21 protein-coding genes are annotated in these 24,193 nt (G+C 50.6%); 13 read left to right on the top strand and 8 right to left on the bottom strand.

The window, feature by feature from the left end; all coding sequences use genetic code 11:
* Positions 1-166: 166 nt before the first annotated feature.
* Entirely contained in the window at positions 167-1,588 is a 1,422-nt protein-coding gene (locus NDA01_RS05380; RefSeq protein WP_348227141.1) for an amidohydrolase, read from the bottom strand.
* 214 nt (positions 1,589-1,802) lie between these two features.
* On the opposite strand from NDA01_RS05380, the gene NDA01_RS05375 reads away from it, so the two are divergent.
* From NDA01_RS05375 to NDA01_RS05365, 3 genes are read left to right on the top strand one after another with little or no spacing between them, the layout of a single operon-like run.
* Positions 1,803-2,591: a cysteine hydrolase family protein gene (locus tag NDA01_RS05375; protein ID WP_348227140.1), complete on the top strand. Its 789-nt coding sequence runs from the start codon at positions 1,803-1,805 to the stop codon at positions 2,589-2,591.
* Between the two features lie 40 nt (positions 2,592-2,631).
* Complete coding sequence (locus NDA01_RS05370) at positions 2,632-3,081, top strand: cupin domain-containing protein (RefSeq protein WP_190431286.1); 450 nt, start codon at positions 2,632-2,634, stop codon at positions 3,079-3,081.
* Positions 3,082-3,088: 7 nt separating this feature from the next.
* Complete coding sequence (locus NDA01_RS05365) at positions 3,089-4,717, top strand: CocE/NonD family hydrolase (RefSeq protein WP_348227139.1); 1,629 nt, start codon at positions 3,089-3,091, stop codon at positions 4,715-4,717.
* Positions 4,718-4,727: 10 nt separating this feature from the next.
* Here the strand turns inward: NDA01_RS05365 and NDA01_RS31840 are convergent, their stop codons facing one another.
* A complete protein-coding gene (locus NDA01_RS31840; RefSeq protein ID WP_431193323.1) occupies positions 4,728-4,880 on the bottom strand; it encodes a hypothetical protein in 153 nt (50 codons plus the stop codon).
* 6 nt (positions 4,881-4,886) lie between these two features.
* Positions 4,887-5,306: a Uma2 family endonuclease gene (locus NDA01_RS05360; protein ID WP_431193322.1), complete on the bottom strand. Its 420-nt coding sequence runs from the start codon at positions 5,304-5,306 to the stop codon at positions 4,887-4,889.
* A 45-nt stretch (positions 5,307-5,351) separates the two neighbouring features.
* On the opposite strand from NDA01_RS05360, the gene NDA01_RS05355 reads away from it, so the two are divergent.
* From NDA01_RS05355 to NDA01_RS05340, 4 genes are all read left to right on the top strand, one after another.
* Positions 5,352-5,498, top strand: coding sequence for a hypothetical protein (locus NDA01_RS05355; RefSeq protein WP_348227138.1), 147 nt, complete (start codon positions 5,352-5,354; stop codon positions 5,496-5,498).
* Between the two features lie 96 nt (positions 5,499-5,594).
* A complete protein-coding gene (locus NDA01_RS05350) occupies positions 5,595-6,095 on the top strand; it encodes a hypothetical protein (RefSeq protein ID WP_348227137.1) in 501 nt (166 codons plus the stop codon).
* A 95-nt stretch (positions 6,096-6,190) separates the two neighbouring features.
* Complete coding sequence (locus tag NDA01_RS05345; RefSeq protein ID WP_348227136.1) at positions 6,191-6,364, top strand: hypothetical protein; 174 nt, start codon at positions 6,191-6,193, stop codon at positions 6,362-6,364.
* A gap of 36 nt (positions 6,365-6,400) precedes the next feature.
* Positions 6,401-6,748 (top strand): DUF952 domain-containing protein, encoded by a 348-nt coding sequence (locus tag NDA01_RS05340; RefSeq protein ID WP_348227135.1) that lies wholly within the window; start codon positions 6,401-6,403, stop codon positions 6,746-6,748.
* Between the two features lie 69 nt (positions 6,749-6,817).
* Here NDA01_RS05340 and sbcC read toward each other — a convergent pair whose 3' ends face one another.
* Positions 6,818-9,865 (bottom strand): exonuclease subunit SbcC, encoded by a 3,048-nt coding sequence (gene sbcC, locus NDA01_RS05335; RefSeq protein WP_348227134.1) that lies wholly within the window; start codon positions 9,863-9,865, stop codon positions 6,818-6,820.
* 168 nt (positions 9,866-10,033) lie between these two features.
* Between sbcC and NDA01_RS05330 the strand changes: the two genes are divergently transcribed.
* The 3 genes from NDA01_RS05330 (at position 10,034) to NDA01_RS05320 (ending at position 13,056) form a co-directional block, all read left to right on the top strand.
* The gene (locus NDA01_RS05330) at positions 10,034-10,867 is read left to right on the top strand and encodes an MBL fold metallo-hydrolase (protein ID WP_348227133.1); all 834 of its coding nucleotides are present in this window, start codon (positions 10,034-10,036) and stop codon (positions 10,865-10,867) included.
* A 266-nt stretch (positions 10,868-11,133) separates the two neighbouring features.
* Positions 11,134-11,982, top strand: a complete 849-nt coding sequence (gene tatC, locus NDA01_RS05325) for a twin-arginine translocase subunit TatC (RefSeq protein ID WP_348227132.1) — start codon at positions 11,134-11,136, stop codon at positions 11,980-11,982.
* Positions 11,983-12,099: 117 nt separating this feature from the next.
* The gene (locus tag NDA01_RS05320) at positions 12,100-13,056 is read left to right on the top strand and encodes a polysaccharide lyase (protein WP_190556354.1); all 957 of its coding nucleotides are present in this window, start codon (positions 12,100-12,102) and stop codon (positions 13,054-13,056) included.
* Positions 13,057-13,200: 144 nt separating this feature from the next.
* Here NDA01_RS05320 and NDA01_RS05315 read toward each other — a convergent pair whose 3' ends face one another.
* The 3 genes from NDA01_RS05315 to NDA01_RS05305 all read right to left on the bottom strand — a co-directional run bounded on the left by NDA01_RS05315 (position 13,201) and on the right by NDA01_RS05305 (position 18,020).
* The gene (locus NDA01_RS05315) at positions 13,201-15,411 is read right to left on the bottom strand and encodes a glycosyltransferase (protein WP_348227131.1); all 2,211 of its coding nucleotides are present in this window, start codon (positions 15,409-15,411) and stop codon (positions 13,201-13,203) included.
* A gap of 135 nt (positions 15,412-15,546) precedes the next feature.
* The gene (locus NDA01_RS05310; RefSeq protein ID WP_348227130.1) at positions 15,547-16,851 is read right to left on the bottom strand and encodes an HlyD family secretion protein; all 1,305 of its coding nucleotides are present in this window, start codon (positions 16,849-16,851) and stop codon (positions 15,547-15,549) included.
* Positions 16,852-17,702: 851 nt separating this feature from the next.
* Positions 17,703-18,020, bottom strand: coding sequence for a DUF3067 family protein (locus NDA01_RS05305; RefSeq protein ID WP_190431297.1), 318 nt, complete (start codon positions 18,018-18,020; stop codon positions 17,703-17,705).
* A gap of 294 nt (positions 18,021-18,314) precedes the next feature.
* On the opposite strand from NDA01_RS05305, the gene petC reads away from it, so the two are divergent.
* Both petC and petA read left to right on the top strand, forming a co-directional pair.
* A complete protein-coding gene (petC, locus tag NDA01_RS05300; RefSeq protein WP_190431298.1) occupies positions 18,315-18,854 on the top strand; it encodes a cytochrome b6-f complex iron-sulfur subunit in 540 nt (179 codons plus the stop codon).
* An 88-nt stretch (positions 18,855-18,942) separates the two neighbouring features.
* Entirely contained in the window at positions 18,943-19,923 is a 981-nt protein-coding gene (gene petA, locus NDA01_RS05295) for a cytochrome f (RefSeq protein ID WP_190431299.1), read from the top strand.
* 93 nt (positions 19,924-20,016) lie between these two features.
* On the opposite strand, the gene NDA01_RS05290 is transcribed toward petA, so the two are convergent.
* The gene (locus NDA01_RS05290) at positions 20,017-22,230 is read right to left on the bottom strand and encodes a lytic transglycosylase domain-containing protein (RefSeq protein ID WP_348227129.1); all 2,214 of its coding nucleotides are present in this window, start codon (positions 22,228-22,230) and stop codon (positions 20,017-20,019) included.
* Between the two features lie 275 nt (positions 22,231-22,505).
* On the opposite strand from NDA01_RS05290, the gene NDA01_RS05285 reads away from it, so the two are divergent.
* Positions 22,506-23,978 carry a leucyl aminopeptidase gene (locus tag NDA01_RS05285; RefSeq protein WP_348227128.1) on the top strand — a complete coding sequence of 491 codons (1,473 nt, stop codon included), beginning with the start codon at positions 22,506-22,508 and terminating at the stop codon, positions 23,976-23,978.
* Positions 23,979-24,193: the final 215 nt, after the last annotated feature.

Here is a 24,193-nt window from a genome sequence, read left to right as displayed (position 1 = left end):
TAGATACACACTTTTAGGGAGTGACTTCCGGAGAGAGCTAACTCGAAACTGTACGCGAAAATACGGAATTAGTTGTACTAAACGACTCTTAGATAACTTAATTGCACGGTTGTTAACACCACCAAAAGGTAGAGTTTGCTGAAAACTTATGGAGGCATTCGTTAAGTTATGAGTAGCCTGAAGACGATTCTGGTAATCCCATGACAGAGCGATAACGAGCTTCAACCTGCCGCAATTCCTGCGATCGCCGTTGAGTAACCCATTCGCTTTGCTGGAATAGTTCTTGGCGTAAGTGATTCACATCAATGGTGGTAACTTGACCCGCCGCCACAATGCGATCGCCTCTCACCCAAACGCTATCCACTGCATTGGTGGGTCGCCCTAAGATCAATAAACCGACGGGATCAGTGCGGGGTAGTAAAGACAAGCTGGTGAGGTCATACATTACTAAGTCTGCTTGTTTGCCAACGCTCAGAGAACCCAATTGATCACTGACATTCAAGCCTTTGGCACCTCCCAAGGAAGCCATTTCCACTGATTGACGGGGGGTAATCCAGTGTTGGTAGTCCAGATCGGTGACGTTGTGTAGAAGTGAGCCAATTTTGATTGCTTCTAACAAATCTTGCGAGTCGTTGCTGGCTGCACCATCGCAACCAAACGTGACGTTGACTCCAGCCTGACGATATTTCAGCAGGGGGGCAATGCCGCTACCTAAACGCAGGTTGCTCAAAGGATTGTGGACCACAGTCGATCGCGTCTCGGCCAGAATTTCAATATCAACATCGTCTAGCCAGACACAGTGGGCCAAAGAAGTGCGATCGCTGAGATAACCAATCTGCTGCAAATGTTCGACCGCACTACAGCCGTATTTTTCTTGGGCTAATAGCTTTTGGGCTTTGGTTTCGAGTAGGTGAGCATGGCGGCAGAGGTTATGGCGATCGCTCAGCTCAATACAGCCCTTAAACAAGGCATCCGAACAAAGTTGGATTCCGGTTGGTGCCACCAAAATATTGATCCCTTCAGCAGGACGGTGAAATTGCTGCACCATCTCCTCAACTAGGTTCAGAGTAGCTGTGGTTGAGCGCAGGTAAGGGTCATGGTCGATAGCTGCACCACCAGAAGGCACCCCAGCGCTGAGAGCTTCATCTTGAATTAGAGGCGCGACAAAGGCGCGAATGCCAATTTCGCGATAGGCCCGAACTGCCGCAGCTACGGTTTCTAGTTCTTGTCCCGGAATTAAAACTAGGTGGTCAACCACACTAGTACCGCCAGAAAGTAGGGTTTCCACCGCAGTGCCCAACGCACTCAAATAAATTTGCTCTGGGTTGAGTGGAGAAAATTCGTATAGCTCAGCAATCCATAACTCCAGGGGAACGGGCGGAATGATGCCGCGTTGCCACATTTCCGAGGAGTGGGTATGAGCATTGAAAAAACCTGGTAATAGCAGCTTATTTTGGCCATCTACTGCTGTCCCAACCACTTCTAGCTGAGAACCGACCGCTGCAATTTGTCCTGCGTTAATTTGGACATTAACCGTCTCGTAAGTTTGGTCAACCGGGATTAAAACATTCTGAATTGTAAAGCTCACAAACCTGACCCAAGTGATGTTTTGAGGGGGCTCGACTCTGCCTTGATTCTAGGGAATGGGGAGTAGGAACGTATCGTTCTCACTGCTGATTGAGGCTTTGAAGCTGTATTAAAAAGTGCTGTCTCAACTGCAAAAGCCGTTTAAGGTGAAGCTGTAAACACTTGGTTCATCCTAGGTTGCTTGAACTGTTGGCAAACTATTTTGATAGCTTTTTATGAATCATCCCTCGTTGCGATCGCTCGGAGTCCCACCCAATGCTTGGTATGTAGACGCTGCGATCGCCGACCTTACCCGTCCACCGCTTGATCACCAACTCATTACACTAGCTACCGAAACCAAAACTTTACGCCTAGACCTGGCTAAAGCGGCGATCTTGGTGATCGACATGCAAAATGACTTTTGTCATCCCGACGGTTGGCTGGCCTCCATTGGCGTAGATGTTAGCCCAGCACGACAACCGATCGCACCGTTGCAGGGCTTGCTGCCTGTGCTCCGCAACGCTCAGGTTCCAGTTATTTGGCTCAACTGGGGCAATCGCCCCGACTTGATGAATATCAGTCCTGCGACTCGACACGTCTACAATCCCACGGGTGATGGGGTGGGTTTGGGCGATCGCCTGCCAAATGGTGCCCCAGTGCTGAGGAAAGATAGTTGGGCCGCAGCAGTCGTTGATGAACTAGAACTAAAGCCAGAAGATATTGCCGTTGATAAGTACCGCATGAGTGGCTTTTGGGATACCCCGCTCGATAGTATCTTGCGGAACTTGAGTCGAACTACTCTATTTTTTACTGGCGTCAATGCTGACCAATGTGTCATGGCAACGCTGCAGGATGCCAATTTCCTCGGCTACGATTGCATCTTGCTGCAAGACTGTACCGCGACCACTTCTCCAGAATTTTGCTGGCAAGCCACACTCTATAACGTCAAGCAGTGCTTTGGTTTTGTCAGTAACTCCCATGCCCTGATTGATGGCATTAAAACCATTAGCCCTACCAGCAACTAGTCAATAGCTACCTTCCCCCTCAACCTTGGAGTCTAATGTCATGAATGCTTGTGTGATTCCGGTTGCTAAAACTCCCAACGATTATCAAGCTTTTCGCATCAGCCCTCAAGATACAAATCGTTTGGCGATCGTATTTGATCCCAATATTGCCAACGCATCGGTCACTATGTGTGTCGAGATTTTTGATATTGGTGGCAAAACCCCACCTAACCGACATCAATTTGCCGTGGAAATGTTTTTTATCTTGAAAGGGGAAGGGCTGGCCCATTGTGATGGCAAAGTTGTAGCGATTCGGACGGGTGATAGTATTTTGGTCCCGCCCACAGGCACCCACGCCATTGAAAATATAGGCATGGGTCGGCTGTACGCCCTCTGTGTCATGGTACCCAACGAAGACTTTGCCGAACTGATTCGTAGTGGCACCTCGGTTGAATTGGACGAGGAGGATTTAGCCGTTTTGCAGCGATCGGATGGGTGGGGGGCACGTTAGGCTTTCTATGTTTTCTGTGCGTCCTAAAGAAACCGTTTCAATGCTGACTCGCGATCGCGTCCGTTTAGATGCGGATGTGTATCGACCCGATGCGGTGGGTGAGTTTCCGGTTTTATTGATGCGGCAACCGTATGGGCGGGCGATCGCTTCGACGGTGGTGTATGCCCATCCCACTTGGTATGCGGCCTACGGGTACATCGTGGTGATTCAGGATGTGCGGGGACGTGGCACTTCTGAAGGCGAGTTTGATTTATTTGCCCACGAAATCGAGGATGGGTTTGATGCCGTCAATTGGGCGGCAGAATTACCTGGCAGCAACGGCCAAGTGGGGATGTACGGCTTTTCCTATCAAGGGATGACCCAGCTGTATGCCGCGATCGCCCGTCCTTCTGCCTTGAAAGCGCTTTGTCCTAGCATGATTGGTTACGACCTCTACAGCGATTGGGCCTATGAAAATGGGGCATTTTGCTTGCAGGCAAACCTAGGCTGGGCGATTCAACTCGCTGCCGAAACTGCCCGATTGCGAGGAGATGAAGCAGCCTTCCAAAAGCTTTACGTAGCAGCTCGTAATTTACCCTTGCACGAGCCCATCCCTGCTCGTCCCCATGTTCTGAAAGACTTAGCGCCCGATTCTTTCTACCACGATTGGTTAGAGCACCCCACACCAGACGATTATTGGGCCAAATTGTCGCCGAAAACTCATATGCAAAATCAGGATATTGATTTGCCGATGTTGCATATCGGTGGCTGGTTTGACCCCTATCTGCGCGGAACCCTCCACCTCTATCAAGATTTAGCGGCTCGCAGTCAATATCCTCAGCATTTAGTGGTGGGGCCGTGGGCACATTTGCCTTGGGGCCGCAAGTTGGGCGCGATCGATTATGGCCCAGAAGCCAATAGCCCGATTGACACACTACAAATTCGCTGGTTTGACCAGTTTCTCAAAGGCATCAACACAGGATTACAGGACGAACTGCCTGTCCGCCTATTCGAGATGGGCAGCAACGAATGGAGCTTTTTTGAGCAATGGCCTGAAGGCAAACCCAAAGCCTATTTTCTCGCTAGCAATGGTCTTGCCAGCCTAGATGACCAAACAGGAACTCTGGTAGAAACTCCTCCAGAAGCGATTGCCCCCGATGTCTTTGTGCACGATCCTTGGCGACCTGTGCCAGCGTCAGGTGGTCATGCTCCGTTGCCTGCGGGTTCCTACGATCGCTCCACTCTCGATTGCCGTACCGATATCGTCACCTATACCTCTGCCCCGCTAATCGAAGATTTGCATATTGTCGGTGAGGCGATCGCAGAAATCCATTGCACCGCTGACCAACCTAGCTTTGATCTGTGTGTCGTGCTCTCGGAAATCAAACCGAATGGCAGTGTCTACAACTTGACTCAAGGCTACATGCGAGTGAATCCAGGCCAAACAATAGCTCCCCTCACGATTCCGCTGCAAGCGACTTGTGTGCAAATCGCTCAAGGCAATGCTCTCCGCCTCAGCATTAGTGGAGCTTGCTTCCCCGCCTATCCGGTCAATCCTGGTACAGGTGCCTTTCCTGCCAAAACCCGTTTGATTGATTCGCAAATTATTACAGTGGCGATCGCATCAGGCAAACTCATCCTCCCTACCACTGAATAAAATCCTGCGCTTAATCGCTGTTGCCCATCAACGCCACGTCCTCATAGAGAGTTGCGATCGGACTTTGGAAATTAACGCTAGCCAGGTGAATTTCGGCGCTATTAGTATAAGGAGTTAGCACCCACTGATCGGCTTGGTTGCGACGAAACACATCTACACTCATCCGTTTTTAGCTCACCAAAACATATTCCTGAAGGCTCTCAAGCTGGCGGTAATCGGCAAATTTATCACCTCGATCAAAAGCTTCAGTCGTATCTGATAAAACTTCCACAAGCAAGCAAGGGTAGCGGACAAAGTCGCTGAAGCTGCGATCGCGCTCATCGCAAGTAACGATTACATCTGGGTAATGGTACGTGTTGATTGCCTGAATATGCACTTTGGTATCCGAAGCAAAGGTGAGGCAGCCTTTGCCACGCAAATGCGTTCTTAAAGTTGTGGCGAGGTTGACAGCAATCAGGACATGAGCATTACTCGCTCCTGCCATTGCGTAAATCTGACCGCCCCTGTACTCATGCTTCACAGGGCTATTGTCTTCCCCTACCAAATAGGCTTCTGGGGAAACATAGCTACCCCTAGAATTTGCAGCCACTTCTCATATTCCATTTCAGTACTTTCAGTTTAAGCAGGTTCACTTTTGGAAGCTGGAGGACTGACTTTATTCTGCCTTGAGGCGAAGGAAATCAAGCTCTGCCAAAGGATTTGCGCGATCGCCGCAAGTTACCAATCTGGTGCAGAAGGCGATCGCTATACTCTGTTTCCGAGCCTGCCTACTCCCTACTGATATAGCTAATTTCGTGCGTGCGGTTTGGCTAATTGTCCGCAGAAGAGATAGAACAGAACTAACCAACCTATCGACCTACGAGTGTGGGCCAAAACTATGGTGCAGGAACCACAGCCGATCCCAACTTCTGAGTTTGCTGATGTTGAGTCCGTGGACAGCATCATTAGCGCACTTTACAATTCGATTTCTTTTGGGGCTGGAGAGCAGCCTGACTCGAATCGGCTACGCTCTCTGTTTATGCCTGGAGCCCACCTAATTCATGTCAAAACGGATGCTGCGGACACGATGGATGTGGAAACCTTTATCGATCGCTTGGTTCAGCAGATTCAAGCTGGCATCTTGACTGAGTTTATCGAAGCAGAGCTAGCTCGTCACACTAAAAGCTTTGGCAATATTGCTCAAGTCTTCAGTACGTTTGAAACCCGCTTGGTCACCGATTACCGCTCATCCTCGGCTCGTGGCATCCATAGCATTCAACTGATGCGGTATGGCGATCGCTGGTGGATTACGAACCTGCTGTGGGACGATGAGCAGAGCGACAAACCCATTCCAGCCAAGTATCTACCAGAGCATCAATTTCCAGAATCATCTGAGTGATTCCCCCATTCAGATGAAGGCGTTGCCCCTAACGAATTTCTAGGATCAGAGATAGTTCTCTCTCCAGCATTTTTCGCTGGTATGGAATTCGAGTCATGGTGTATTTCACATTTCTCATGGAACTGGTAGTCTTGTTCCTGCTAACTTGCTTGCTGTGCTGGTTGGTGAATGCTTTGTGGATTTTCAACCCCTTGTTCACCCTGGTGGTGTTGCTCGTGGGAGTTTTGGGTTTGGGATATGGCGCTTTAGTTGTGGTGGATAATATTTAGGCCAATCGTTTAGGGAAGCGCTCAGCCGCGATCGCGATGCCAGTCATTTTTCACATCACCTCAACCTCTCAGTGGGAGCAAGCCCAACTTGCAGGAATTTACCAAGGGGACACCTTAGCATCCGAAGGATTTATCCACTGCTCTACACTTCAGCAGGTTGAGGGAGTGGCGAATCGTTACTTTACAGGACAAACTGATTTACTACTGCTCTGCATTAATTCTGATCAAGTTCAAGCCGAAATTAAATACGAAGCGCTGGTTGGGGATGAAGCCTATCCTCACATCTACGGACCTCTCAACTTAGATGCTGTCGCCCAAGTTGTATCCTGGGCACCTGAACCGGATGGCATCTTTGCGCTACCCGATGCGATCGCCAACTTATAGAACCACATTTACTGAGGCTGCCTACGCAGCCTTTGTTGCAATAGCCGCACCCTTGAGGGTGTCGGTTCCTTAGAGCGACAAGTGGAGTTGAGAGCCTGACTCAGTTTTGTGGACTTCAATCCGAGCTTGGAAGGCTTCCTTAAAGTGGGGCATGTGGGTAACGGTCAAGATGCAAGAAAAGTCAGAAGCGATCGCATTAATCGCGGCAATCAGGCGATCGCATCCTTCACTATCTTGCGTCCCAAAGCCTTCATCTACAATCAACATCTGCAAAGCGGTGCCAGAGCGTTGCGCTAGAAGTTTGGCCAAAGCAAGGCGAATAGCAAAGTTCACCCGGAAAGCTTCACCCCCCGAATAGGTTTCGTAGGGACGGGTACCCCGAATGTCTGCAATTAAAATATCCAGGGTGTCGATTAGCCTGGAGCTAGCTTTGGTGCCTTTACCGCGTCCTGCTCGCTGGGTGACAAACTGTACGTGCAACTGATTGGCACTGAGGCGAGCCAGAATCTGATTCGTTTCTGCTTCCAATTGCGGCAAAACATTCTCAATCATCAAGGCTTGAATGCCGTTCTTGCCAAAGGCTTGGGATAGCTCGTGGTAAACCCGATATTGCCGTCGCGCGGTTTGGAGTTGCTGCTGTTGCGCTTCTGCCTGAACTTGCAACGTTTCTAAGTGCTGCTGTTGTTGTTGCAAGCGGCCCAAACGAGCTAATTGACCGTTGAGTTGGGCTTGCTGCTGTTGAATCTGTTGCTCCAAACTACGAATTTGCTCTGCTGGATCAGCCATTTGCTCTAGCTGCTGGATGAGTTGCTCCAGTTGAGTAGTGGCTTGCTGGAGATGTTGCGATCGCACTTCTAGCAATTCGCTCAATTCAGCAATGCGTTGTTGCACTTGGGGATACTGCTGCTGCGCTTGGCACAGAGATTGATAGCGAAACTGCCACGCTTGAGCTTGGCGCACCTGAGTCCGCAAAGCGTTGTGATGATCCAAGTTGTAATCGATTTCCGCGATCGCTTGATTGAGTTCATTAATCGACTGTTGTAGTGGCGAGTCGGTTTGCTGTTGCTCTAGTTGCTGTTGTATGGCCGCAATTTGGGCTTCTAGCTCTGGTTGGCGAGCCGCTAAGTTGGCTTGGCGACGTTGGGCTTGTTTAATCTCGGCTTGTTTGATTTCCGCCCAACGCCAGCGTTCTGCCTCTCCTTTAGCTAAAGCATGGTTGCGATCGTCATAGTTAAGCTGCTGTAAGCTCTGCACCAATGTCGCTAATTCTTCCTGAAGTTCCGTGGCGTAGTGGCCTGCGCTGAGGGCTTGTTGCAGCTTTTCCTGCTCCGCGAGCACCTGTTGCAGCTTTTCCTGCATCTCTAAGCTGACCTGCAATTGCTCTTGCAATTGGCCCCGCCGCTCTAGCAAACTCTTGTGCTCCGCCAATTCTCGGTCTAAGTCGCGATATTCTTGCCGTAGCACGTGAATTTCACGGTCTGAGACGGCGAGCTGCTCCCGCACCACCCAAAGCTGATCAATAATTTCCTGGTGCTCCGCTTCGTTTTTCTGTTGCACCAACTGCCAGTGATGCTCATCCAAAGGGCGATCGCAGAGAGGGCAAGCTGCGTTGGGTTGCTGCAACAGTTGGACTTTGTTTTCGAGTTCTGCCAGTTGCGCTTCGTAGTCGCGCTGATGCACCTGCAACCGCTCCAAGAAACTGCGCCGTTCCAGTCCCTTCTCTCGAACTCGCTGCTGGTAAACTTGGCGTTTCTCTAAATACTCAATTTGCTCAGCCACTTCCACAGCTGCCTGTTGCAACTTGGGTTGGCGAGCCTGCTGGGCTTGCAGTTGTCGTGTGCTGGTTCGCAACTCTTCCAAACGCGCGGTGAGGCGATCTTGAGCCCGCTCAACCTGGCTTTGTAATTGGTGGTGGCGCTGAAGTAGCGGTGCCACTTGAGTTTGTAGCTGATCCAGTTCTGTCAGCCGAGCACGAGCCTGCCGCAACCGCTCCATCGCAGTTTCCACCTCAGCCGCCTTACTCAAGGTATGCTGTACATCTTGCTCTTGTTGCCGCAACGCCTCTAGTTGAGCTTCCACTTGACGCAGTTGATCTTTAATTTCACCAATCTGCTGTGCTTGCTGTTGCTGCAACCGTTGCCGTTGGGTCTGAGCCGATTGGTACGACTGAAACTTAGTCGATTCCTCCTCCTCTTGCGCCTGCAAACTTTGAAACTGCGCGTAACCTGCCGCGATCGCCTCTTCTTGCCCGAGAAGCGCCGCCAACTCCTGCTCCTGATGCTGAGCACTGGCTAGATCCTGTTGTAACCGCCGATAATCCTGGCTGAGGTTGCGCTGTTGCTGCTGCTGCCAAGTCAGTTGTTGCTCCCAAGTGCGGCGCTGGTGCTGCATCGCCTGCAATTGCTGCAACTGCTCCTGGTTCGCCGTTTGCGTCGTTTGCATCGCCGCTAAAGCTGCTTCCAGCAACACTTGTTCCTGGGCGATCGCCTCCCGTTGCTGCAACTGCTCCTGAATCGACTCCAAACTGCGCTCTAGCAGCTCAATCTGACCCTTGGCTTGCCGCGATAAATCCTTCGATTGCTCCGCCAACTCATCATACTGATCCAGCTTCAGCAAGTCCGCCAAAATCTGCTTGCGTTCACTGGGCCGCTTCAGCATAAACTCATCGGCTCGACCCTGACGCAGATAAGCCGAATTGACAAACGTCTCATAGTCCAGCTTGAGGTGATCCAAAATCAACTGTTGTGTCGCCCGCATCCCCCGCTCCGTCAAAGGTCGAAACGTCGGTGCGGCACTACCCCCATTTAGCCCTGCGATCGCCACCTGAAACTCTAGAGAACTCGCCTGTCCCCGCGATCGCGTCCGAATTACCCGATAGATCTGCTGATGACTCTGAAACGTAAAGTCCACCTGAGCTTCCTTCGCGCCCAAGTGAATAATGTCATCCTCAGAGCTAGCACGGCTCTGCCCCCACAGCGACCAAGCGATCGCCTCCAATAGCGACGACTTCCCCGACCCATTCGGGCCACAGACACAAGCCGTATGCAGACCCCGAAAATCTAGAGTCGCTTCACGGTAACTGAGAAAGTTTTTGAGACTAAGTTGCAACGGAATCATTCAAGCAGCAGTGCAACACTCATTTACTGGAGAGTCAGAGTACATTTGCACTGTCTCAATAGTCTAGCGGTTGCCCAAGCCATTCTGTCTACTCAACGTCAGAATCGTGACTACCCGCCATCCTCATAAACCTGAACCAACCTATCCACAAAACGCTAGGTTAAAAGTATGAAAATCCATCACCTCAACTGTGCCACGCAGTGCATCCTAGGTGGAAGATTAGTCGGTGGCAAAGGCGGTTTATTCCACCGAGTTCCTATTGTGAGCCACTGCCTGTTGATCGAAACCGAGGCTGGCTTAGTTTTAGTCGATACTGGCTTAGGCTTACAAGACATTGCCCAACCTCAACAGCGACTGAGCAGTGGTTTCCTTTTTCTAGCAGGCCCACAGCTCATCCCAGAAGAAACAGCAGTCTATCAAGTAGAGCAATTAGGTTTCTCCCGCCATGACGTGCGGCATATCATTCTCACCCATTTAGACCTCGATCACGCAGGCGGCATCGCAGACTTTCCTCAAGCCAAAGTGCATCTACTCGACGCCGAATACCTCGCTGCCACCCAACCCAAAACCAGACGCGATCGCTATCGTTACCGCCCCTTGCAATGGCAACATGAGCCAGACTGGGTGCGTTATCCAGTGCAAGGCGATCGCTGGTTCGGCTTCGAGTGCATCCAGCAACTCACCGGATTACCCCCAGAAATTCTCCTTGTCCCCCTCCTCGGCCACACCCATGGTCACACAGGCGTAGCCATCCAAACCCCCACAGGTTGGCTATTACATGCAGGCGACGCCTACTACTTCCATGCAGAAATGTATCCTACTCGTCCCCATTGCCCATTTGGTCTAGCCTTAGTGCAGCGAGTCGGTGCAGTCGATAACCCAACCCGTCTCCACAACCAAGAGCGCCTACGACAACTGAAACAGCAACAAGCAGGAACAGTAGAAATTATTTGTGCTCACGATCCGACGGAGTTGAGGGGAAGGGGGAAGGAGGAGGGATGAAAAGTGAGGAGTCAGAGAGTGAGGGGAGAGGAGTGAAGAGTGAGAAGCCAAAAGCTAATAGCCAACTACCCACCCTAAAACTCGAAACACCCACACTTAAACTCGTTTGGAGGGGGGCTGGGGGACGCAACCGTCCCTCAGCGGGGGTTTGGGGGCGAGTGCCCCCAAGGCTCGGATTTCAACAAATTCAACACCTAGCACCCCAAAGTTCCACCCTGCAAATCCCCAGATACAATAGTCAACAAACCCTGAACTGACGCAAACCCATGACGGCTCCCTCAGAACTAGAGACTGCATCCGAGCAGCGTTTGGACCTTAATTCAGACCCCGCAGCCTCACAGGATCTGAGCGTTGCACCCAAAACTCCTGTTAGTCCTATTAGTGAAGACGAAACCGAATACTTCGACGAGTTACCCGATGAAGTCGAAATGTCCTTGTTCGATCACTTAGAAGAGTTGCGGCAACGGATCTTCTATTCCTTAATTGCAGCAGTTATCGGGATTATTGGTTGCTTCGTCTTCGTTAAACCCATCGTCCAGCTACTAGAAGTTCCCGCCCAAGGCGTTAAATTTCTGCAACTGGCCCCAGGTGAATACTTCTTTGTCTCCATCAAAGTCGCGGGTTATAGCGGGCTACTGGTTGCGAGTCCCTTCATCCTCTACCAAATCATCCAGTTTGTTCTGCCCGGTTTGACGCGACGTGAACGCCGATTCATTGGACCCATTGTGCTGGGTTCCAGTGTCCTATTTGCTGCGGGTTTGGCTTTTGCGTATGTTGCTCTCATCCCTGCTGCTCTCAACTTCTTCATTACCTACGGCGAAGATGTAGTTGAGCAGCTTTGGTCCATCGATCGCTACTTCGAGTTTGTCCTGCTGCTTCTGTTTAGCACTGGTTTAGCCTTTCAGATTCCCGTAATTCAATTGCTGCTGGGGCTGATAGGCATCGTCTCCTCAGCTCAAATGCTTTCAGGTTGGCGATATGTCATTCTAGGCGCTGCCATTCTAGGTGCAGTGCTGACCCCCTCCACCGATCCTTTGACTCAGAGCCTCTTAGGAGGAGCAGTTGTGGGGCTTTACTTTGGTGGCATCGGTTGCGTAAAACTGCTTGGTCGTTAGGGATGGATTTGTGAAGCTTGAGTAAGCGCGATCGCCCTTAAAGCAGCGGCATTACCCTTGACTAACTTGGAATTGATGAGTTAGCACTGTGCCGTCGATTCTATTGGTGCGATCGTTTTGAATTCAAAATTATCTCAGCTTCATAAATTAGAGCAGCTAGCTCAGCGACTACACCGACAATTGACATTTCTGTGCCTTTCCCAACGACCCATTACCCTCGGTACAGTCTTAGCCATTTCCGTACTGAGCGGTTGTGCCATCCTCGACCCCATCCAAGTAGACTCCTCACCCGTACCAACCGATATTGCTCAAACTAGACCAGAGCAGGTTGCCACAAACTCTAGCAATCTTCTCTGGTCTAGTAGCTTTGACGAAGCCGACTGGCAGCAGCATTGGGGCACCAGCAAGCGCAAAGATTGGGGACTCGAAAACGTCGAAATTATTCCAGACCCAACCGGAAAGTTTAGCAAAGTGCTGCGCGTGAACTATCCTGCTCGTTCTGCCAGCCCCACCGTCGCCCGCAAATACAAAGCTCCGTTGGGTGGTTGCCAGTTTCTTGCCGATCTCAACTTGCAACCTAGAGACACCTTGCGGCTCAGCTACTACGTCCGCTTCTCAGAAAATTTCGATTACATTCGGGGAGGCAAACTTCCCGGCTTATTTGGGGGTGACAGCAACAGCGGTGGCGATACTCCCGATGGTACCGATGGCTTTTCCACCCGCTTCATGTGGCGCAAAAACGGAGCGGGAGAACTGTACGCCTACCTCCCAACCAGCGACGAATATGGCACCTCCATCGGGCGCGGCCAATGGCGCTTTAAGCCAGGGGTTTGGTATCGCCTAGAGCAAGAAGTTGTACTGAATCAACCCGGTCAACAAGATGGGCGAGTCCGGGTGTGGCTCGATGGCCAACAAGTGCTTGACCAGGAGGGGCTTACCTTCCGCTCCACCGACAAACTTAAAATTGACGGTATCTTCTTCTCCACCTTCTTCGGCGGCAACGACCCCTCCTGGGCCACCCGCAAAGATGTATACGTAGACTTCGCCGACTTTGCAGTCGCAGCCGTCAACTAACCTTCGCTCTTGAAGCAGTAGGCGAAGCGATCGCTAACCTACTGAACTAAACCTACTTTTGGAGGGAGTCTGAGGGACGGTTGCGTCCCTCAGCGGGGGTTTGGGGGCAAGCGCCCTCAAGGACTTGGTTTTAGCAAATGAAATCTAAGCCCCCTGAGACAACGAAGTCGGCAAAGTCACCCCTTTCGTTTGGGTATTGACCGCATCCTCCATCACAATCTCACCCCGATTCAAACTGCCATCTACCGCTACATATTCCACCGTTACATCTTGCGTTGAGTTCAGCACTAGGGGATTGCGACCACTCCGCTCCAGATGCAGATTCTTCACAGTGGCTTGCTCAACTTGTCGTAAGTAAATACTATCGATCGCATATTCGGCAACAACCGCAGACTTGGGCAAAATCTGCCGCATCGTAAAGCCACTTAACTCCACATTTCTTAGCTTGTCTACAACGGCCTTAGCGGTGTGAGAGACGGGCTGAGCTGTAGCTTTCGTGACGCGATCGCCTTGTCCCTTCGGTTGAATAGAAAGCACCGCCTCTCCAGCTTCGCGATCGAAATGAGCCTGCAAAATCGTTCGCGACATCCCTTGGCCCTTGAGCTTGATGTCGCTGCGATTAATTTCTACAGGTTGGAATAAATCAATTTCACCAATGGGCAAATTAATTTGCACCTGACTGGATTGCGGCAAGCGAGCAATTAACGCCTGTAAAGCGGCAGAATCGTCTCGATTATCGTTAGGAATCACCCCGCGATCGATCGCCTCCACAATTTCCAACGGCATTTGCTGCGCTACCACTTGGCGGTTGAGCCACCAGCCCTCCAAATCCCAAATGGGGCTAAGGGAGCCAGATAGCCATAAGAGGAAAATCACGAAACTAAAAGCTTGAGCCCCCAGCAGAAATCGAGAAGTGCCCAGCTTGGCGGCTCTTTCCAAACCAGAGCCTTCTGCTGAAATACTTTGATTACCCCGGTTGGACCAATTCTGCTTGGCTAAATTCATCAGCGTCCACACCTTGACTAAAGCTGATGCCCACTGCGACAGCAGCAAAATGGGGAAGTGAATCGGGCGCAGCTCAGAACTCCGACCCCAGAAAATCAGCAGCAACATCAGCGGACGGCTAAAGCAAATCCAGGACGAAATAATCCCAACCGCGACCCAATTCCCTTGTAGAAACGAAATGACTAGTAGACCAGGCGTAATCAGAGAAGTCCAAATACTAATGCGTTGGTCGAGCAAGCTGTACCAGGCAGTCCAGCCGATGCGATGAGGGCCAAGCGCGATCGCTCGGTTGTTGTTCCGGAGCATGTTGCCGTACCAGCGCCGCATGTTCTGGTAAGCGCGATCGACAAAGGAACCTGAAATCGTCTCAATCGAGTAGACAACTACATCGGGGATGTAGAGCATTTCATAGCCACGTTGCAGCAGCCAGAACCAAGTACTCTTATCGTCTCCAGACAGAAACTTAAACTGTCCCCAGAGCCAATCATCCAGCGTGTCGTTTTCCAACTGCATCGCAAAGGTAGGATGTAACGCTGCCTCGGCCCGAAACAGGGAAAAGCGGCCTGTCAAGCACATCACCTTGCGCGACAGCGAGTCCGAGCACATTTGGCTGTGGCGTTGGGCAAACCGTAGGTGAAACCATTCGGAGAACAAGTAAGAACCTTGGACCACTGGTAACTCGTCGGTGGTTAAGGCTCCCATTTTGGGGAACATGAGGAAAAAGGGTAGACACTGGCGCAGCGTGCCGGGAGCTAGTTCTGAGTCACCATCCATCAACGCCACAATCGTATCCGCAGGCAAGTTCAGTTGCGCGAGTTCCCGCAGACCATCGGCCATCGCTTTGCGCTTACCGTCTTTCTGCGTCATTAAAACCAGGCGAACGGTTTTGAGTTCTGGATCTTCGGCTTTGAGGATCTCTACAATCGAGGCATTTTCTTCGTCGCTGCTGCTACTGACCAAAACAGTAATCGGGTGCACCAAATCTCTAGCTTCTCGCGCGATCGCCCGAAACACTCGCTCGGTAATCCAGGGTTTCTCTTTATAAGTCGGGACGAGCAAACAAACGTGGGGCAAATGCTCAACCGGAACTTTATTGGCCCAGCGCCGCCACTTAGGAAAGACCCAGTGCAGGTAAATCCGCGATCGCAACAGGCGTAAGAGAAACCAAGCCCAGCGCCATACACCCACTACGCCCAAGCTAATCAGGCCAAACACATCCCAAATGGCTAAGTTGCCAGGGTTTTGTAAGACGTAGAGACCTGTCAAACCCAAGATTGGAAAAAACAGGAATGCCAACAAGTTAAGTTGGGCGCTCAGGGGTTGAGGAGTGGCTGATGCAGTAGATTTCATAATGACTCAAATAATTCCTGAGTAAGCAGCACAAAGCATGAGAGAGACTGACTCGTTGCACCCTGATGCCTGGACGGAAGGAATTGAAAGTTGCGGAAGCAGGCGACCGCCATTGCAACCCGAAGCAACCCAAAACTACTTACCTGCGAACAGTTTGGTGCCAAAGGTCATGCGAGCTGATTGGCCCACGCCACAAAACTGGTTGGTCTGAGACTGCTGAGGCGCAGGAGGAATGCGTACAGTCACCTTGGCTAAGGGTTGGCCAACTAAATTAGAGGCGACCGCAGGCACTAAAGCCTGGGCCTGGTCTTTCGCCAATTCAGCGCGGTTCACTGCCTCAATCAGCTCCACTTCGCCGACGAAGGTGTCTTCAGCTCCAGCAAGTTGCACTCGTACTGGCTTAGTACTATCAATCTGATTGGCTTGTTGAGCAGAGACCAAAGTTTCTACCCAGAGGTCATTACAGTCCAACAAGGTAATCAGGGTGTCGGGGCGGTTCACTTGCTCGCCTTGGTCGTGCTCGGTACTGTAGACCACACCTGTAAAGGGAGCCGAAATTTCAATGTCTTGGCGATCGCTAAACTCTGCCTGGGCCTTTTTCAGTTGCTTTTGGCTGCTGTCCAACTCAGCTTCGAGGGTTTCAATTTGAGCCGCTTGGCCTTGAACGCTCCGCATCAAGTTCATGCGTTGGTCGGCCAAGGTTGCACCAGGAGTCAGCGCCACACCGTCTTGTAAAGCACCTAAAGAAGCTTGAGCTGAAGACAACTCAGCCTGGGCTTGCTTGACTTCTGCTTCAGCCGATTTCCAGATGAACTCTAGTTGGTCCACCTTCTGACGAGAAATCGCACCTTCCTGCAATAACTGCTGGTAGCGCTGGTAATCCAGGCGCGCCGCTTTTTCCTTAGCCATTGCTGCCTCAACGGCTGCTTGCTGGTGCGTAACCTCCTTCGCAGAGAGACCTGTATTGACTCTTTGTAAGGTTTTATCTTGAATTTCTAAACTGCTTAGCTGTTGCTGCAAAAAGACTAAGGATTGTTTAGCCGCAACCAACTGTGCCGTCTTGGTTTGGACTTCACCTTGCAACTGCAACAAATTTTGTTCTACCTGGGCTGTGCTTTCCAGCCGAGCCAGAATCTGGCCTGATTTGACTGGGGCACCGGGACGAGCGTAAAAAGCTTTCAATTTGCCATCAATGGGAGCGCGTAACCGCACAGTTCGACCGCTAATCAGCCCACCATCTACAGTGGCATGGGTCAGTCGATAGGTAACGGAGGACAGGCCAAAGGCGATCGCCGCCCCTCCTAACCCCAGACAAGTCATCCCGACAAGTAATCTTTGCCAAATCTGCTTTTTCTTAAAATCGGGCAACCGATAGTCAGCTTCAGGGGGAACTGCAACAAACTCTTGGAAGCCGAGGGGCTTAGTTGGGGTCTTTACCATGGAGGCTCTTTGAGTGACGAAAGGGCAGGACTGGGTGAGCAAACGACTACCAAGGGGTCCTGAGTGTAAGGATTCAGGTTGTCCGTAAGTAGCTCGAAATACAAATCAACAGGGGCTTTTGTTGGTTCTGAAGTGAGCTAGATAGCACCATTGGGCAGCAGAAACAGGCAGCTAAACCTGAAGAGGTTTGCTGAAATTGGGTCAAGTTTTGATCTCAGAAAGATGGTGGCTGATTAGCCTGGATTGCTTAGTTTTGAAAATCTAGACTTTAGGGTTATTTGCTGAAGAGAAGATTTACTATTTACAAACTCTAATGGCAATGCCTGTAAATTTTCGTATAGAGCCGATAAAGTGTAGAGCCTAATCTTTAAAGGAAGTGTGAATTTACGAATATGAAATCGAGCCTAAAGTGATTGTGATGCAAATAGAACTATTCCCTGAAATGCTTGCTGAAAAGCAGTTTCAGAGTGTCTCCAAGTCTTTTGCTCGAATTAAAATAATACAGCTATGTAAGAATTGGTACTCTACTAATACCGAGGTTCTTATTAGCACTAGTTGTAATTTAAATAACTATAAGAACGGCTAAAAAGAAGTTGTGTTTTACTGAAACCAACTGAAATGTTTGGCAGCCTAAAGCTTTAAGTTCCAAGCCCAGAACCTGCCTCGATACCTAGAATGTTGGTTTTAGAAAAACTCTAGAAATTTCCAATACTTAGCCCTTAGTAATTGAGAATACAAACCAATATTCATCAACTACTATTTGCTTATAGTGTTTCGCGATCGCCTAAATCAGCCATCTGTCCAGAGAGCGATCGAATATCACCCAAAAGGGGGAGATTAAGCCAGTGACCTTAAAACTCTTCTAGCAACCACTCGGAAGCGCGATCGCCCAGATCCAGCGGGATGCTCACAGCCTTACCCAAGCGAGGCCGTTCCTTAGTCTGCTCAACAAACTGCTGCACTTGGCTGAAGCCACCCCAAGCCTCTAAGTAGCTGCTGATGGTTTCTAGATGGGCGAAATATTCGGCTTCTGTGAGGGGAAAAGAAGCCTGCTCCAAATACTTCCACATGACCTGAACAAAGATTTTGCCCTGGGTCCGTCGCACTTGAACATCGTAGGAACGGCCCCATTTGCGGAGAATGAGTTGATGTAAGTCTCGTCCTGTCATGACTCACTCTGGATCAACCGATTTGGAATCAAGCATTTTGTTTACATTTCGTATAGCTATCAGGCTCCCCGACTCAGATATGATGCTAGCGTCAAGAAATGTAATAATACCCATGAGGCGCTAAAAACCGCTTCTTTCAAGGGACTGTAACGCCCTGCCTGTTGCATTAGACTCACTTTAGCTATGGTTGCTGTCTAGGCGTACAGACTTAAATATGCGGGGTTAACAGGGTTCTAAGATTAGCCCAAACTGTTGGCTAAGACACATAACTTAACACATACGTAAGCATAGGTCATGGCTCAAGTCTCTGGATCTGCAGACGTACCTAGCATGGGTCGTCGCCAATTTATGAATTTCCTCACGTTTGGTGCGGTCACAGGCACAGCCTTGGGCGCACTATATCCTGTGGTCAAATACTTTATCCCGCCGTCTAGTGGAAGCGGTAGCGGTGGGGTTACTGCGAAGGATGCGCTCGGTAATGACATCCTCGTGAGTGACTTCCTTGCCAGTCACAAAACTGGCGAGCGCTCTTTGGCTCAGGGGCTCAAAGGCGACCCCACCTACATTGTGGTAGAAGGCGAGCAAGCCCTTGCCAGCTACGGCATTAATGCGGTCTGCACCCACTTGGGCTGTGTCGTGCCCTGGAATAGTGGCGAGAATAAGTTCATCTGTCCCTGTCATGGTTCGCAGTATGACAACACTGGCAAGGTAGTCCGGGGTCCAGCACCGCTGTCCCTCGCCCTAGTTCACGCAACTGTCCAAGAGGACAAAGTCTCCTTTACACCTTGGACTGAAACTGACTTCCGCACAGGTGATGACCCCTGGTGGTCCTAGGAATTGATCATTTTTACCAATCGTGAGACGTTGCATCCTGTCTTGTGTATTGACTGCCTGATCCTTTGCTATTGAAGACTCATTACAGATGAAGAAAACTTTTTTGTCAGCGATATTCGCTCCGCGATACCTCTGGCGCGTTACGCTTGCCGCTATCAGCGCGATCGCCATTTTGCTCGGTAGCGATCTAATGCTGCCTCACTCTGCTGCTGCTTATCCGGTCTATGCTCAGCAAGCTTACGAGAATCCTCGTGAGGCCACAGGTCGGATTGTTTGCGCCAACTGTCACTTAGGCGCTAAGCGGACTGAAGTAGAAGTACCTCAAGCCGTTCTTCCAGATACGGTGTTTGAAGCAGTCGTCAAGATTCCTTACGACACCAACGTACAGCAGGTGTTGGGCAATGGTGAAAAAGGTCCTCTGAACGTTGGTGCGGTCCTGATCCTGCCTAAGGGCTTTAAGATCGCTCCTGAGGACAGAATTCCTGAAGAAATGAAGGAAAAAATTGGCGGTCTGTATTTCCAACCCTACAGTGCCGACAAGGACAATATCGTGGTAGTGGGTCCGTTACCTGGAGAGCAGTATCAAGAGCTGACCTTCCCAGTCCTCTCCCCCGACCCTAACGCCGATAAGTCTGTGAAATTTGGTAAATACCCAATCAACGTGGGTGGTAATCGTGGTCGTGGCCAGGTTTATCCTACTGGTGACAAGAGCAACAACACGATTTACAACGCTTCTGCTGCTGGGAAAATTACCCAAATTACTAAAGCCGAAAGTGGTGGTTATGCTGTCACCATTCAATCTGCTGACGGTGGCACCGCTGTAGACAACATTCCAGCGGGTCCTGAGCTAGTAGTCGCGGAAGGCCAAGAAGTGAAAGCGGGTGAAGCGCTCACGACTGATCCTAACGTGGGTGGCTTCGGTCAGGTTGATACAGAAATCGTGCTGCAAAGCCCTGCTCGCATCCAAGGCTTGGTTGCCTTCTTCGCTGCAATCACTCTCTCTCAAATCATGCTTGTCCTGAAGAAGAAGCAAGTTGAGAAAGTGCAAGCTGCTGAAATGAACTTCTAAAACAGCCGTCGTCCATCATGGCTGTAAGACACCTTTGTTGAGTATTTCAACAGAGGTGTCTTTTTTATGTTAGGTATCCCAATTAGAACTTAATTAAAACTTGAAGGCGGATTGGTAACTGTCGGAAGCTTGGGCGACCTGTTCGACCTGTTGGGAAACTTCTGGATTGTAGAGGCGTAGATAGTTCCAGTAGTTTTCAAACACTGACTTCACGTAGCCTTTGGTTTCGCCGTAGGGGATTGCTTCCACAAATTGATCAAGATCGGTGAAGGTGTTTTTATCTACCCAACCCGCTACAGCACCGGGACCCGCATTGTAACTGGCAACCGCGAAGAGAGAGTTATTGTCGTACTCGCGGTGGGTGTAGGCTAAATACCAGGTACCTAGTTTGATGTTGTCTTCCGGTTTGTCCAGTTTGTACTGCTTCAGCTTAATTTGCGAGGCGATCCAAGAAGCTGTCTCGGGCATGACTTGCATCAGTCCAGTTGCTCCCACAACAGAGCGAATTTGCGGCTGAAACCGGGATTCCTGGCGGATTAAGGCTGTGACAAGCAGGGGATTGAGTTGCCGTTCTTGCGACCAAGCCTCGATGGGTTGCAGAAAGGGAAAAGGATACAGTGCTTGCCAGAAAGCAGGCTGTTGCTTAAGGGTTTGGTATTGCGATCGCTCCTCAGTTTTTTCACGCCAAGCCAGGCTCGACAACATAAAAATGCCATCAAGATGATCGCCCACTCCCACGCGCAACACCCCATCGGTAAACTGCTCCGCTACCGTTGGCTTAGTGGGATTTTTGAATTCTACTTGCCAGAGTGCCCAAGCATCTTGGCTTTGCCCCAACTGATACAGCTCTTGCAAGGTAGCAGAACCCGTGGGTAATGGGCTGGAGTGACCAGAGCGCACAACTTGCGGTTGGAGTTGACGGACGCTATCAAAATCGCCTACGTTCCAACCTAGCTGTACAGCCGATCGCCAAGCATAATAAGACTCTGGATATTTTGCCAAGACATACTCAAAGGCACTTGTGGCATCTTGCTCGCGCCCAATTTGGCTTGCCCATTTACCCACCCAATAAGCGGCTTCTGGGGCGAATTCACTTTCGGAGTTTTGCTTGGTAATTGGTTCTGCCCACTGCCAAGCAGCCAAAAAGTTTCCGGTGTTGGCTTGACGCTGGGCTTGTTTCCAGCGAATTTCGGCGGCAGCATCTGATTTGGGGTACTGGCTCAAAACCGATTGGCGAGATTGCGCGGCTGATTTGCCGCTACCTAAGCCTTCTAGAATGTCAGCCTTGACCATCAGGGCTTCTGCTGCCTGGTCGGGGAATTGGCTAATGACTCGATCTAGATAGGGAATGCCATTAATCGGTTTAGGCGTAAGCTGAGCCATGCGAATTAGAGCCGTGGCCGTTTCCTCAGCTTGGGGGAAAGCAGTGGCTAACAGTTGGTAAGCTCGGTAAGCTTGAGAGTTTAAACCGCTGAGTTGCAACCCGCGCCCAATCCGATATGTGTTGAGGGAATTACGAGGGGCACGGGCATAAGCTTCTGCGGCCTTGCCATATTCCTGGTGCTCCCAGTAGTTAAAGGCGATCGCCTCCCAATCTTCGGGCTGGAGTGTAGCGGTAAAGCTGGCGTTTTCGGTTAGCCGATTCAGCACCGGGACAATACCTGGAGCATTAATGCCATACTTAGCCAAAATTAAGAGCAATTTTGGCTGATTTGGGTTCTGGCGCAGGCGTTGCCGAATGATGTCTTGAGTTCGAGGATAAGTTGGAAACTTGGCGATCGCTTGGTCCCAATACTGCCGATCCTGGCGGCCTAGCACGAATAAAGCTTCGGCAGCGACAGGGTGATCCGGATATTGTCGCAGCAGACTTTTCCAAGCGGCTGCTGCCTCGGCTGTTTTGCCACTAACCGTATAGGCTTGAGCCTGCTTAAAAGCAACATAGGCAGCAAGCTCCGGGTAATCTGACTCTAAACCCTTGAGCCACTGGAGCGCTTTTTCTCCTTGGCGTTGCCGAATGGCATCACTTGCTAGCAAATAGCGAGCGCGGTTGCGGTCTGCTCCTTGTTTGCCTTGGGCGATCGCTGCTAGTTTAGTGGCTCGTTGCTCGGGAGATAGGTCTGCTAAAGCCGCAACGGCAGAGTCAGCAGCTTGGCTTTGGCTGGGCAGAGATGACGGCTGTGGTTGAATCCAGCTTTGCCATTTGCGAGTAAAACCGCTGGTTGTAACCGACAACGTTGCCCCTAAGAGTAAGGCACACAGCCCTGCTCCAATGGCCAAAGAAACTTGCGTGCCTCGTCGCTTCAGCATGCGTCCTCGCTCGAAGATTTGGACCGAATCCCATGAGACTCTAGCATTTTTAATTCCGTTTCCGCCCTAGGTCTTGCTCCTTTAAACAGGGAATTCTACCTAGATCCGACAATAGTTGAAAAGTGATCAGGCTGGTACTTCCATTTGGTGCGCTAGTTCGTAGGAGAGAATCAGCGAAAAATCGTCACTTTTTTGGAGTTAATCCGAAAAATTTTCTCTTGCAACTAGTAGCCTGAAGAAATAGAGAAGTCTTTGATTTAGAAGGACAAGAAGGGATGGATGTTCGCGCGACAGATACCTCATGCCTAAACTGGGCGGGAGACATTTTAGCTCTAGGGTTGTTTGAAGATGGGGTGGAACTGACGGGTGATCTAGCGACCTTGGATGAGAAACTCGCAGGCACCTTAAAAGAGTTAATGGCTGAGGCTGAGTTTAAGGGAAAAGAAGGCAGCAGTGCTCTTGCCCGTGTAGGCGGCGGTAGTGCCATTCGCAAAGTGCTTTTAGTCGGTTTAGGCAAACCCGACTCGCTAAAGCTAGAAAGTTTAAGACGGGCCGCAGCTTTGAGTATGCGACAAGCGAAAAAAGAAAAAGGCAAGACCTTGGCTATTCAGTTCCCGGTATGGAATAGCCAGCCTGAAGCTACTGTGCAAGCGATCGCCGAAGGGGCAGAGTTAGCTGCCTATCAGGACACCCGCTTCAAGTCAGAATCGGAAGACAAAAACTCCCAGCTAGAACAAATTGAAATTTTAGGTGTCGGCGACCAAAGCGCTGCTATTCAGAGGGCGCGGCAGATTTGTTCGGGAGTAATTTTGGCGCGAGAACTGGTTGCTGCTCCTCCCAACGTGGTCACTTCACTGACGATGGCAGAAACGGCTGAAGCGATCGCCCAAGAACACGGCTTAGAAATTCAGATTCTGGAGCAAGAAGACTGCGAAAAGCTGGGCATGGGGGCTTTCCTGGGCGTGGCTAGAGCTTCTGATATTCCGCCCAAGTTTATCCACATCACTTACAAGCCCAACGGCACTCCCCGGCGCAAAGTTGCGATCGTGGGGAAAGGACTCACCTTTGACTCTGGTGGCCTCAACATCAAAGGAGCAGGCAGCGGCATCGAGATGATGAAAACCGACATGGGGGGTGCCGCTGCAACCTTGGGTGCTGCTAAGGCGATCGCGCAAATTAAACCCGATGTAGAAGTGCATTTCATCAGCGCCGCAACTGAGAACATGATCAGCGGTCGAGCCTTGCGTCCTGGCGATGTACTGACTGCTTCCAACGGCAAAACCATCGAAGTGAATAACACCGACGCAGAAGGCCGTCTTACCTTGGCCGACGCCCTGGTGTTTACGGAAAAACTCGGTGTCGATGCAATCGTAGATTTAGCTACCCTCACTGGAGCCTGTGTCGTTGCCTTAGGTGATGATATTGCGGGTCTCTGGAGTAGTGACAATACCTTGGCTGCGGAGTTACTAAATGCGGCTGAATCCGCAGGTGAAAAGCTCTGGCAAATGCCAATGGAAGAAAAATACTTTGACGGTCTGAAATCGATGATCGCAGACATGAAAAATACTGGTCCTCGTCCTGGCGGCTCCATTACCGCCGCCCTCTTCTTAAAACAGTTCGTGAAAGAAACGCCGTGGGCTCATCTTGATGTCGCTGGCCCAGTTTGGGCAGACAAGGAAAATGGCTATAACAGTGCTGGAGCTACGGGCTACGGGGTTCGCACCCTGGTCAACTGGGTCGTTGCTTAACCTGGCTACCTTAGGCGCAGTCTGGAATGCCGAGTGCTATTCAAACCCTCGCTAAACTCCAGTTAACTCGGTAGTCCTGATGAGAGTTTTTTAGATCGCGTCTAAAGAACTCTCACCCCCTCGGGGTAGGCTCTGTACAGCTGGCAACTTGCCTCAGAGGAGCATTCATTACAGATATTTATGACTGAAAATCTGCCAAGAACTGGTTACTATAA

This window comes from Trichocoleus desertorum AS-A10 (genome assembly GCF_039962155.1).
Taxonomy (GTDB): domain Bacteria; phylum Cyanobacteriota; class Cyanobacteriia; order FACHB-46; family FACHB-46; genus Trichocoleus.
Note: the sequence above shows the minus strand (reverse complement) of the source record. Positions and strands in the feature narration are given on the sequence as shown.